The following is a 12,115-nucleotide window of genomic DNA, read 5'->3' on the forward strand; positions in this document are numbered from 1 at the left end:
GCCGCGCTTGAGGTCCATCGGGTTCATGCCGGCGGCAACGGCCTTGGCGCCTTCCTTGACGATCGCCTGGGCAAGAACCGTCGCGGTGGTGGTGCCGTCACCGGCAATGTCGTTGGTCTTCGAGGCCACCTCGCGCACCATCTGCGCGCCCATGTTCTCGAACTTGTCTTCAAGCTCGATCTCCTTGGCGACGGTGACGCCGTCCTTGGTGATGCGCGGTGCGCCGAAGGACTTGTCGATCACGACATTGCGGCCCTTTGGGCCAAGCGTGACCTTCACCGCATTGGCGAGAATGTCGACGCCGCGCAGCATGCGCTCGCGGGCATCCGTATGGAACTTAACTTCCTTGGCAGCCATTGGATACTCCTTTCAAGGCAGCATTCTTGACTGGTCGAAGCCCGCTCAGGCGGCTTTCTTGACCGTTTCTTCGGCCTCGATCACGCCCATGATGTCGGATTCCTTCATGATCAGGAGATCCTCGCCATTGAGCTTGATCTCGGTGCCCGACCACTTGCCGAAAAGAATGCGGTCGCCGACCTGAATGTCGAGCGGCTGCAACTGCCCGTTTTCGTTGCGGGCACCGGGGCCGACGGCGATGACCTCGCCTTCCTGCGGCTTTTCCTTCGCGGTGTCGGGAATGATGATGCCGCCGGCCGTCTTTTCTTCGGCCTCGATGCGGCGGACCAGAATACGGTCGTGCAAGGGACGGAACTTCATGTCGTTCTCCTCCAGGGACAAACAGTTTCGAGAGGTTCCTCCGCGCCGCATCCGAAAAGGCTTCGACGCGGGGTACGCGACCCTGACCGGCATCGCGTGCAGACGATTTGGTTTATCCATTTTCGCGTTTCAAGATGCCGACGAAAAAATTTTGGCACTCTCCCCGGGAGAGTGCCAGCGGCCTGCGAATACGTGCTTTTCCCGGAGGCTTCGTTATTCGACCCTTATCGCACCCGTCGGCGATCTACCCCAGCCACCGCTCATAGTCGGACACGAGCAGATGGGTCGGCTCCTCATCTTCCTCGATCTTGGAAAAGCGGCTGACAGGTTCGGCGAAGACATTGTCTGTCACGTCGTCATTGACCGTCGAAACCTCGCCAATGAAGACGTCTGCGTCCTCCGCCCAGAAGGCGTGCCAGACGCCCGGCATCAATGTGACGCTTTCGCCGGGCGACAGGCGCAGGATGCCGCCGGGCTCGAAACGGCACATCACGCCGTCGGTGGGGACGACCACCGGCGCCTCCTTGTCGATGGAGCCATCCGGCGCGGAAGCATAGAGCTTGAGCGCCAACGTGCCGCCGCCGCGATTGATGATGTCTTCCGCCTTGATATTGTGGCGGTGCATGGGCGAAAGCTGGTCGCGGCGCGAGATCATCGCCTTCTCCGCATAGAGCATGCCCTTGCCGCGCGTGAGATCGGCGGCATTGCCGTTGCGCAAGGTGAAGAGGAAAAGGCCGAGGCCGCCGAAATCGCCACGGCCGTAATCGGTGATATCCCAGCCGAGCCGGGCCTCCACGATGCCGGAAATCTCGCCGCGCCGCGCCTTCATTTCGGCCGGGGTCCAGTAGGCAAAAGGCGGCAGGCGGTAACCGAAGGAGCGGATGAAGGCATCGGCTTCGGCAAGGATGCGGTTGACTTCCGAACGTTTCATGGTCTCAAGCGGCCAGCGCTTCCTCGGGCGGTTTCCTGGCGCCGGTCATGAAGGCGACCGCATCCGACATGGAATGCTCCTTCGGGTTGATGACGGCGAGCCGCCGGCCGAGCCGGTGGATATGGATGCGGTCCGCCACCTCGAAGACATGCGGCATATTGTGCGAGATAAGCACGATCGGCAGGCCGCGGCGCTTCACGTCCAGGATGAGCTCCAGAACGCGGCGCGATTCCTTTACGCCGAGGGCAGCCGTCGGCTCGTCCATGATGACGACTTTGGACCCGAAGGCCGCGGCGCGGGCGACGGCGACGCCCTGCCGCTGGCCGCCGGAAAGGGTTTCGACGGCCTGACCTATATTCTGGATGGTCATCAGCCCGAGTTCCGAGAGCTTTTCGCGAGCGCGCCGCTCCATCGCCTGCCGGTCGAGCATGCGGAACACCGATCCGAGAATGCCGGGTTGCCGTATCTCGCGGCCAAGGAACATATTGTCGGCGATCGACAGGGCAGGGGAGAGCGCAAGATTCTGGTAGACGGTCTCTATGCCGGCGTCGCGCGCTTCCAGAGGCGATCGGAAGGCGACCGGCCTGCCGTCGAGATGGATCTCGCCCTCGTCCGGCGTGGTTGCTCCGGTGATCGCCTTGATCAGGGTCGACTTGCCGGCGCCATTGTCGCCGATAACGGCGAGTATTTCGCCCGGATAGAGGTCGAAATCGGCATGGTCGAGGGCAATGACACGGCCGTAGCGTTTGACGAGACCGCGGGCGGAGAGGATCGGCTGGGCTGTCTCGGTCATGCGGAAATCTTCCTGATCCATTGGTCGATGGCCACCGCGACGATGATGAGCAGGCCGATCATCAGATAGGTCCATTGCGGGTCGGTGCCCCATAGTCTCAAGCCAAGCGAGAAGACCCCGACGATCAGCGCGCCGAACAGCGTGCCCAGGATCGAGCCTCGGCCGCCGAAAAGCGAGGCGCCGCCAATGACCACGGCGGTGATCGATTCGATGTTGGAGAACTGGCCTGCCGTGGGCGAGACCGAGCCGATGCGGCCGATCAGCGCCCATCCGGCCAGCGCGCAGATGAGGCCGGCGACCACATAGACCGAGACCAGGGTGCGCTTGACCCGCACGCCGGAAAGCTCGGCCGCGACCGGGTCGTCGCCGACCGCATAGACATGCCGGCCCCAGGCGGTGTGGTTGAGCACGTACCAGATGAGAAAGACGAGAAGCACCAGCAGGATCACCGCATAGGTGAAAACTGCGCCGCCGACACGGAAGGAATTGCCGAAGAATTGCAGGATCGGCGCATTGGTCTCAATATCCTGCGCGCGGATGGTTTCGTTCGCCGAATAGAGAAAGTTGGTGGCCAGAAATATCTGCCAAGTGCCGAGAGTCACGATGAAGGGCGGCAGCCTCACATGGGCGACCAGCATGCCGTTGATCCAGCCGCATAGCGCGCCCACTGCGAAGCCGCTCAGGATCGCCAGCGGGGCCGGCAGGCCGTAGCGGAAGGTGAACTGTCCCATCACAACCGAGGTCAGCACCATGATCGCGCCAACGGAAAGATCTATGCCGGCCGTGAGGATAATGAGCGTCTGGGCCGCCGCCACAATGCCGGTGATGGCGACCTGCTGCAGGATCAGCGTCAGCGAAAAGGCCGAGAAGAAGGAGCCGCCGACGAGGAGGCCGAAGGCGATTACCGACAGGACGAGGATGATCAGCGGGACGGCGGCGGGACTCGAATGCAGGAAATGCTGGATGCGCAGGAAGAATGTCTTCTCGTGGCTCTCGAAGGAGGCCACGCCGCCTGCGCTTTGCGCCAGAACGCCTTCGAACTCCTGTGGTTCGCGCGATGCCGAAGCAGGCTCGACCATGGATTGTCCTCCCGTTTGCGCCAGCCGTTTCCCATCGGCGCCGGCGAGGGGCGGCCCGGACCGCCCCCCCGTCTGATACATCTTGCTGTAAAAGTGTCGGACCGATCCGCGAAACCGAATCAACCCCAGCACTTCTCCATGCCTTCCTCGGTGCCAATGGAAGGAACGCCATCGACGGGCTTGTCCGTTACCAGCGTTACGCCGGTATCGAAGAAGTCCTTGCCCTCGGTCGGTTCCGGCTTCTCGCCCGTATCAGCGAATTTCTTGATCGCCTCGATGCCAAGCGAGGCCATCAGCAACGGATATTGCTGGGAGGTGGCGCCGATGACGCCCTCGGCGACGTTCTTGACGCCCGGGCAGCCGCCATCGACGGAGACGATCAGCACGTCCTGCTCCCTGCCTACGGATTTCAGCGCCTGATAGGCGCCCGCAGCAGCCGGTTCGTTGATCGTGTAGACGACGTTGATGGCAGAATCCTTCTGCAGGCAGTTCTCCATTGCCGTGCGGCCGCCTTCCTCATTACCGTTGGTTATGTCGTGGCAGACATTGCGCGGGTCGGTCTCGTCTCCGATCCTGTTGGGGTCGCCGAGTTCAATGCCGAAGCCCTGCATGAATCCCTGATCGCGCAGGACGTCCACGCTCGGCTGGCTGGGGGTCAGGTCGAGATAGGCGATATGCGCATCCGCCGCGGCATCGCCGAGCGTCTTGGCGGCCCATTGGCCGATCAGTTCGCCGGCCTTGAAATTATCGGTGGCGAAGGTCGCGTCGGCGGCATCGGTCGGCTCGAGCGGCGTGTCGAGCGCGATCACCAGTATGCCGGCGTCACGCGCCTTCTGCACGACCGGCACGATGGCCTTGGTGTTGGAAGCCGTGATCAGAATGCCCTTGGCGCCGTCTGCAATGCAGCTTTCTATCGCCGCGACCTGGCTTTCATTGTCGCCGTCGATCTTGCCGGCATAGGTCTTGAGCGCAACGCCGAGTTCTTCCGCCTTGGCGGTGGCGCCTTCCTTCATCTTGACGAAGAAGGGATTGGTGTCGGTCTTGGTGATGAGACAGGCCGAGACATCGGCGGCATTTGCCGGAGCCGCAAAGGCGGCTCCAAGCGCGAGGGCGCCGAAGAGGGAATAGGTGACGGATTTCTTCACGAGGTTCCTCCCGAGTGACGAATGCCGGAATGGCCGGCTCCAGATCTCTGGCACTTTGATCGAGCAACGGATTACTCCGATGCCAAGCCTCCCGCTCCTCTCCCCGGATCATCTTACTGCCGGAGACGGGAGGCTTCCACCTCAAGCTCACACCGAAAGCCTGGTGCTGTCAATTAATAAATCCACTTGATTTATTAATTCCCCCTGTCAGATTGAGCATAGGCATCTGGCATACCCGACTGAGCCGGGGGAGGAATGGCTCGACCGAGCACCACGAAAAACGGCACGACAGCGGGCAGGGCGGCCAGCCGCGGCTCCAACCAGACCGGCGTGCGCGCCTATAACGAGCGTCTCGTCATGTCGCTGGTGCGCCGCCACAGCGGGCTGGCGAAAGCCGAGATCGCCCGGCGGACCGGGCTTTCGGCGCAGACCGTTTCGGTGATCATGCGCGCGCTGGAAAAGGACGGGCTTCTCGTGAGAGGAGCACCGGTGCGGGGTCGTGTCGGTCAGCCATCGGTGCCCATGCATCTCGACCCGGAAGGCGCCTTCTCTTTCGGCATGAAGATCGGCCGGCGCAGCGCCGACCTGGTGCTGATGGATTTCATGGGCACCGTGCGGGCGCAGCTTCACGAGGCTTTTCCCTATCCGACGACCGGGAACATGCTGCGCTTCATTGAGAAGGGGGTTTCAACCCTTGGCGCATCGCTTGATGCCCGGCAGCGTTCGCGAATAGCGGGCGTCGGCCTCGCCATGCCGTTCGAGCTTTGGAACTGGGCGGAGGAGGTTGGCGCGCCGGCGGGTGCCATCGAGGAGTGGCGCAGCTTCGATCTCATGGCGGAGGTGGCCGAAATCCTGCCCTATCCGGTCTTTCTGGAGAATGACGGAACAGCCGCCTGCGGCGCCGAGCTCGCCTTCGGCCATGGCGCGGACCATCCAGACTTCCTCTATCTCTTCATCGGTTCCTTTGTCGGCGGCGGGATCGTCCTCAACAATGCGCTCTATCCGGGCCGCACAGGCAATGCCGGCGCAATCGGCTCCATGCCTGTGCCGGGACCGGATGGCCGGCCGGTCCAACTCATCGAAGCGGCCTCGATCTTCGTGCTGGAGCGCATGTTGAAGGCCGGCGGCATCGACCCTTCGCCCCTGTGGCTCTCGCCGGACGACTGGAGCGATTTCGGTGCGCCGCTCGAGCAATGGATCGCCGGCACGGCGAAAAGCCTGGCCCATGCCGTCGTGGCTGCCTCCTCGGTCATCGATTTCCCGACCGTGATCATCGACGGCGGCTTTCCTGTCTCGGTAAAGACGCGCATCGTGGAGGCTACCGCCGCCGCGCTGCCGGATCTCGACCTGCAGGGGATCGCGGCCCCGCGCATCCTGGCGGGAGGGGTCGGAAGCAATGCGCGGGCGATCGGCGGCGCCAGTCTGCCGCTCTTCAAGCGCTACCTTCTCGACCGCAATGTGCTCTTCAAGGAAGTAATCGAGGATTGAGCCTCGTCCTGGACGGATCTTCTTTGCTCATATATTGCAATTCATTTGCATTTGCATCATATGAACAGTCATGGTTTGACTGCAGAAGGCTCGCATTGGTGAGCGCAGCTTGCCCGACATCCTGTTTTGCGACCCAAGGAGAAACATATGTTCGATAGGCTGAAGCGGCCGGTTCTGGCCGCAATGCTGGCGGCGGTGATCGCATCTCTTACGGCTGGCGGATCGGCATCGGCGCAGGAGAAATTCAAGGCGGTGACCACCTTCACCGTCATTGCCGACATGGCGAGAAACGTCGCCGGCGACGCGGCGGTCGTGGAATCCATCACCAAGCCGGGCGCGGAGATCCATAATTATGCGCCGACCCCGGGCGATATCCGGCGGGCCCAGGGCGCAAATCTGATCCTGTGGAACGGTCTCAATCTCGAAACCTGGTTCGAGAGATTCTTCCGCAACCTGAGGGATGTGCCGGGTGTGGTGGTCTCGGAAGGCGTGGAGCCTATGAGCATCACCGAGGGACCATATACGGGCAAGCCCAACCCGCATGCCTGGATGTCGCCCGAAAACGCGCTGGTCTATGTCGACAACATCCGCGACGCCTTCATGCAATACGATCCCGATAACGCCGAAACCTACAAGGCCAATGCCGAGGCCTATAAGGAAAAGATTCAAGCGGCCGTTGCGCCGATCCGGGAAAAGCTGGGCACCATTCCGGAAGACAAGCGCTGGCTGGTTTCCAGCGAGGGAGCCTTTTCCTATCTCGCGCGCGATTTCGGCCTGAAGGAACTCTATCTCTGGCCGATCAATGCCGACCAGCAAGGCACGCCCCAGCAGGTGCGCAAGGTTATCGACACCGTTCGGACCAATGGCATCCCCGCCGTCTTCAGCGAAAGCACGGTTTCCGACAAGCCTGCGAGGCAGGTCGCGCGCGAGACCGGCGCGCATTACGGCGGCGTGCTCTATGTCGATTCGCTCAGCGAGGCGGACGGTCCCGTGCCGACCTATATCGACCTGTTGCGCGTGACCTCCGATACGATCGAGAAGGGCCTGACCGAAGGGCTGTCCCAATGAACGAAAGCCTTGCCGATCCCGTTCCCGCCGACACGGGGCCGGGACTTTCCGTAAAGCCGGGACTTTCCGTAAAGGATGTGACCGTCACCTATCGCAACGGCCACACGGCCCTGCGCGATGCGAGCTTTGAGATACCGGGCGGCACCATCACGGCGCTGGTCGGCGTCAACGGTTCCGGCAAATCGACGCTGTTCAAGGCGATCATGGGCTTCGTGCGGCTGGCGAAGGGCGAGATTTCGGTTCTCGGCCAGCCGGCCGCGGCAGCGCTCAGGAAGAATCTGGTCGCCTATGTGCCGCAGGCGGAGGAGGTCGACTGGAACTTCCCGGTCCTGGTCGAGGACGTCGTGATGATGGGTCGCTACGGCCATATGGGCATGATGCGCATTCCGAAGGCCGCCGATCGAGAGGCAGTAACGGCCGCGCTCGAGCGCGTTGGCATGAGTGATTTCCGCACGCGCCAGATAGGCGAACTGTCCGGCGGTCAGAAGAAGCGCGTATTTCTCGCCCGCGCGCTGGCGCAGGACGGCCGCGTCATCCTGCTCGACGAGCCTTTCACGGGCGTCGACGTCAAGACCGAGGACGCCATCATCGCCCTGCTGCGCTCCTTGCGCGAGGAGGGCAGGGTGATGCTTGTCTCCACCCATAATCTCGGCAGCGTGCCGGAATTCTGCGACCGCACCATTCTCCTCAGAAACACCGTGCTGGCCTATGGCCGCACTTCCGAGACCTTCACGCAGGCCAATCTGGAAAAGGCCTTCGGCGGGGTTCTGCGGCATTTCGTGCTCGGCGGCGCCGGCCTTCACGACGATGACGACCAACGGCACCTTGCCGTGCTGACGGACGACGAACGGCCCTTGGTCTTCTACGGCGAGAAGGGCGCGATGCGTCAGAAGACGAGGGGGCCGAGCGAATGATAGCCATGCTTCTCGAGCCTTTCGGCTACGGCTACATGGTCAATGCCATGTGGGTGTCGGCCCTGGTCGGCGGCGTCTGCGCCTTTCTTTCCTGCTATCTGATGCTCAAGGGCTGGTCGCTGATCGGCGACGCGCTTTCGCATTCGATCGTTCCGGGCGTCGCCGGCGCCTATATGCTGGGCCTGCCCTTCTCCATCGGCGCCTTCTTTTCAGGCGGCCTTGCCGCCGCCGCGATGCTTTTCCTCAACCAGCGCACCAAGCTGAAGGAAGACGCCATCATCGGCCTGATCTTCTCGTCCTTCTTCGGGCTCGGCCTGTTCATGGTCTCGCTGTCGCCGACATCGGTGAACATCCAGACCATCGTGCTTGGCAATATTCTCGCCATCACGCCCGCGGACACGCTGCAACTCGCCGTTATCGGCTTCGTCTCGCTGGCGATCCTTCTCCTCAAATGGAAGGACCTCATGGTCGTCTTCTTCGACGAGAGCCACGCCCGCTCGATCGGCCTCAACCCGGATATGCTCAAGGTAGTCTTCTTCACGCTTTTGTCGGCCTGTACCGTCGCCGCGCTCCAGACCGTCGGCGCCTTCCTCGTCATCTGCATGGTGGTCACCCCCGGCGCGACCGCCTATCTCCTGACTGATCGTTTTCCGCGCCTGCTTGTGATTGCGGTTGCGATCGGAACCGTGACCAGTGTCATTGGCGCCTATGCGAGCTATTTCCTGGATGGTGCGACGGGCGGTATCATTGTCGTGCTGCAGACGCTCGTCTTCCTCGCGGCCTTCTTCCTCGCCCCGAAGCACGGCATGCTGGCTGCCCGCCGGCGCGCTGCGCAAGCGCTGGAGGCAAAGCCATGAGCATGGTCGAGACGCTGCTTGCGCCGTTCCAGTTCGAGTTCATGGTCTATGCCTTCATCATCTCGGTGCTGGTCGCGGTGCCGACGGCATTGCTTTCCTGCTTCCTCGTGCTGAAAGGCTGGTCGCTGATGGGCGATGCGATCAGCCACGCGGTCTTTCCTGGCGTGGTCATTGCCTACATTGTCGGCCTGCCCTATGCGATCGGCGCCTTCGTTGCCGGCATGATCTGTGCGCTGGCAACGGGCTTCCTCAAGGACAACAGCCGCATCAAGCAGGATACGGTGATGGGTATCGTCTTTTCCGGCATGTTCGGGCTTGGGCTTGTTCTCTATGTGAAAATCCAGTCCGAGGTGCATCTCGACCATATATTGTTCGGGGACATGCTCGGCGTGGGTTTGCGGGATATAGCCGAGACGGCGGCCATCGCGGCCCTGGTGGCGGGCGTTATCGCCTTCAAATGGCGGGACCTTCTGCTGCACGCCTTCGATCCGGCCCAGGCCAAGGCAGTCGGTCTGCGGGTCAATCTGCTTCATTACGGGCTGTTGTGCCTGATTTCGCTGGCAATTGTCGGCGCGCTGAAGGCGGTCGGCCTGATCCTCGCCATCGCCATGCTGATAGGGCCGGGGGCGGTCGCTTTCCTGCTGACGCGCAAGTTCAGCACCATGCTCGTCGCCTCGGCCGCCATCGCGGTGATTGCCTCTTTCCTCGGCGTCTATCTGTCCTTCTTCATCGACAGCGCGCCCGCGCCGACGATCGTTCTCCTTCTGGCAATCGCCTTTGTTGCGGCTTTCGTGTTCGCGACGCGCAGAGCGGCACGCGCCGAGGCGGGAGAGGCGGCATAGCCCGCCATAGAAAAAGGGCCGGAAACCTTTCATCCCGGCCCTTCAATCCTGCTTGTGAGCGATCAGTAGCCGCTCGGGCAGCGATCCACATATTCGCGTCCGTAGCGATCGCGATAGATACAGTTGTTCCTGTTTTCCGCCGAACGTCCGATCAATGCGCCGGCAACGGCACCGACCGCGCCGCCGATCACCGCGCCTTCAACATCATTGCCCGCTACCGCGGCGCCTACCGCAGCGCCGCCGGCGCCGCCGATCACCGCGCCTTGCTGGGTGGGCGTACAGGCCGCAACCGGCGCGATCAGCATGGCGACCATAATAAGTTTCTTCATGATATCCTCTCCTTTAAGGCATCGTCCTTCAACCGGCTGGAACGTCCGAGCGACGACTTTGTTCCCTTTTGACCAGTCATATGGCCAATTTCAGGCAATCCGGCGGGAAAATTATTGCGCGCTTGTGAGAGAAATTGCACTTCGAAGCTTCAAAATTAGTCTATTTCCGCCGGAAACAAGTCGTAATCGGAAAGATTTTGCTGTTCCTTTTGCGTCACGCTACCCTCGCAAAGACTATTGCGCCGCGAGGGGGAACGGCTCGTGGCGCCAAAAAAGGAGGGCATCATGAATGATACCCAGGCATCGGTTGACCTCGACCACGGACTGGAAGCAGGTCAGGACAACATCCGCTTTCTTGGTCTCGATGTGCACAACCCGGTTTTTTTCGTCTCCGGGGTGGCCATCGTCGCCTTCGTCATCGCGGCGCTGATCTTTCGCGAAAGCGCTGCTGAAGCTCTGGGCGGCCTGCGGGTATGGCTCACGTCCTATTTCGACTGGGTTTTCATGATCGCGGCCAATCTTTTCGTGCTCTTCTGCGTGGTTGTTGCGGCCTCGCCTCTCGGCAAGGTGCGCATCGGCGGAGCTGACGCGGTCCCGGAATTCTCCTATTCCGGCTGGTTTGCCATGCTTTTCGCTGCGGGAATGGGCATTGGCCTGATGTTCTTCGGTGTGCTCGAGCCGATGTATCATTTCAACAATCCGCCGCTCGGGCTTGCTCCGCCCGTCGTCGACGGGGCGCTTGTCGAAGGCGCGGTCGAGGATGCACGCGAATTGGGAATGGCGGCCACGATCTTCCATTGGGGCCTGCATCCCTGGGCAATCTACGCCCTGATGGGGCTGTCGCTGGCGCTGGCTACCTATAACAAGGGCTTGCCGCTTTCGATCCGCTCCGCCTTTTATCCCGTCTTCGGTGAGCGGATTCGCGGCTGGATCGGCCATGTCATCGACATCATGGCTGTTTTCGCAACGCTTTTCGGGCTTGCAACCTCGCTCGGCTTCGGCGCCTCGCAGGCTCTCGCCGGCCTTAATGCCCTCTACGGGGTGCCAGATACCGACACGATGAAGGTGGTGCTCATCATTGGCATCACGGCGATCGCTCTGGCTTCGGTTGTTGCTGGGCTGGATGCGGGCGTGAAGCGTCTGTCGGAGATCAACATGGTCCTGGCGGCCTTGCTTCTGCTGTTCGTGATCATTCTCGGGCCCACTCTAGCAATCATCACCGGCTTCTTCACCAACATGGCGGACTATGTGAAGAACCTGCCTGCGCTTGCCAACTGGGTCGGCCGGGAGGACGACGAATTCCTCCATGGCTGGACGACTTTCTATTGGGCATGGTGGATTTCCTGGTCGCCATTCGTGGGCATGTTCATCGCGCGGGTTTCCAAGGGACGGACCGTGCGCGAGTTCATCGTCAGCGTGCTCCTCGTGCCGTCGCTCGTCTCCGTGCTCTGGATGACAGCCTTCGGCGGCACGGCGCTCAACCAGTTCCTGGTGGACGGCTATGCCGGCGTGCAGCAGACCGTGGTGGACTACGTACCGGAGCTGTCGCTTTTTGCCATGCTCGAACCACTGCCGCTGGCGGGTTTCACATCGCTGATCGGCATCATTCTGGTGATCGTCTTCTTCGTGACCTCTTCGGACTCCGGCTCGCTGGTGATCGACACCATCACGGCGGGCGGGAAAGTCGACGCCCCTGTTGCCCAGCGCGTGTTCTGGGCGATCTTCGAGGGGCTGGTCGCCATTGCCCTGCTTCTTGGAGGCGGGCTTGCAGCATTGCAGGCCAGTGCCATCGCGACAGGCTTTCCCTTCGCGATATTAATGGTGCTGATGGTCTATGCGACCTGGCGATCCCTGATGACCGAACCGCGCTGATCGGAGCCGCGTGGAGTAAAAGGGAGCCCCGCTTCGGCGGGGCTTCTGCTGAGGGTGCTCCCGATCTTGCCGACGGCCGG

Annotated in this window: 13 protein-coding genes; 6 read left to right on the top strand and 7 right to left on the bottom strand. The window is 61.9% G+C overall.

Annotated features, from left to right (window positions below; translation table 11 throughout):
- The 6 genes from L598_RS19955 to L598_RS19980 form a co-directional block, all read right to left on the bottom strand.
- A partial coding sequence (locus L598_RS19955) for a TCP-1/cpn60 chaperonin family protein (protein ID WP_281407429.1) occupies positions 1-357 on the bottom strand: 357 nt, incomplete at its 3' end.
- A gap of 45 nt (positions 358-402) precedes the next feature.
- Positions 403-717, bottom strand: a complete 315-nt coding sequence (groES, locus tag L598_RS19960) for a co-chaperone GroES (protein ID WP_144865517.1) — start codon at positions 715-717, stop codon at positions 403-405.
- Positions 718-961: 244 nt separating this feature from the next.
- Positions 962-1,648 (bottom strand): D-lyxose/D-mannose family sugar isomerase, encoded by a 687-nt coding sequence (locus tag L598_RS19965; RefSeq protein WP_144865519.1) that lies wholly within the window; start codon positions 1,646-1,648, stop codon positions 962-964.
- A 4-nt stretch (positions 1,649-1,652) separates the two neighbouring features.
- Positions 1,653-2,462, bottom strand: coding sequence for an ATP-binding cassette domain-containing protein (locus L598_RS19970; protein ID WP_186445125.1), 810 nt, complete (start codon positions 2,460-2,462; stop codon positions 1,653-1,655).
- On the bottom strand, positions 2,438-3,520 hold the full coding sequence (locus L598_RS19975; protein ID WP_144865523.1) for an ABC transporter permease: 1,083 nt from the start codon (positions 3,518-3,520) through the stop codon (positions 2,438-2,440). Before L598_RS19975 ends, L598_RS19970 begins: the two co-directional genes overlap by 25 nt.
- Positions 3,521-3,639: 119 nt before the next feature.
- On the bottom strand, positions 3,640-4,665 hold the full coding sequence (locus tag L598_RS19980) for a sugar ABC transporter substrate-binding protein (protein WP_144865525.1): 1,026 nt from the start codon (positions 4,663-4,665) through the stop codon (positions 3,640-3,642).
- A gap of 255 nt (positions 4,666-4,920) precedes the next feature.
- On the opposite strand from L598_RS19980, the gene L598_RS19985 reads away from it, so the two are divergent.
- The 5 genes from L598_RS19985 (at position 4,921) to L598_RS20005 (ending at position 9,834) form a co-directional block, all read left to right on the top strand.
- Positions 4,921-6,153, top strand: coding sequence for an ROK family transcriptional regulator (locus L598_RS19985; RefSeq protein WP_144865527.1), 1,233 nt, complete (start codon positions 4,921-4,923; stop codon positions 6,151-6,153).
- Between the two features lie 147 nt (positions 6,154-6,300).
- Positions 6,301-7,221, top strand: coding sequence for a metal ABC transporter substrate-binding protein (locus L598_RS19990; RefSeq protein WP_144865529.1), 921 nt, complete (start codon positions 6,301-6,303; stop codon positions 7,219-7,221).
- Positions 7,218-8,135, top strand: coding sequence for a manganese/iron ABC transporter ATP-binding protein (locus L598_RS19995; RefSeq protein WP_144865531.1), 918 nt, complete (start codon positions 7,218-7,220; stop codon positions 8,133-8,135). Before L598_RS19990 ends, L598_RS19995 begins: the two co-directional genes overlap by 4 nt.
- Complete coding sequence (gene sitC, locus L598_RS20000; RefSeq protein WP_186445126.1) at positions 8,132-8,992, top strand: iron/manganese ABC transporter permease subunit SitC; 861 nt, start codon at positions 8,132-8,134, stop codon at positions 8,990-8,992. Before L598_RS19995 ends, sitC begins: the two co-directional genes overlap by 4 nt.
- Positions 8,989-9,834, top strand: a complete 846-nt coding sequence (locus L598_RS20005; RefSeq protein ID WP_144865533.1) for a metal ABC transporter permease — start codon at positions 8,989-8,991, stop codon at positions 9,832-9,834. Before sitC ends, L598_RS20005 begins: the two co-directional genes overlap by 4 nt.
- A 62-nt stretch (positions 9,835-9,896) precedes the next feature.
- Here the strand turns inward: L598_RS20005 and L598_RS20010 are convergent, their stop codons facing one another.
- On the bottom strand, positions 9,897-10,163 hold the full coding sequence (locus tag L598_RS20010) for a glycine zipper domain-containing protein (protein ID WP_144865535.1): 267 nt from the start codon (positions 10,161-10,163) through the stop codon (positions 9,897-9,899).
- Between the two features lie 285 nt (positions 10,164-10,448).
- Between L598_RS20010 and L598_RS20015 the strand changes: the two genes are divergently transcribed.
- Positions 10,449-12,035: a BCCT family transporter gene (locus L598_RS20015; protein WP_144865537.1), complete on the top strand. Its 1,587-nt coding sequence runs from the start codon at positions 10,449-10,451 to the stop codon at positions 12,033-12,035.
- The last annotated feature ends 80 nt before the right edge of the window (positions 12,036-12,115 follow it).

The sequence above is a fragment of the Mesorhizobium sp. J18 genome (genome assembly GCF_007829525.1).
GTDB lineage: Bacteria > Pseudomonadota > Alphaproteobacteria > Rhizobiales > Rhizobiaceae > VLJP01.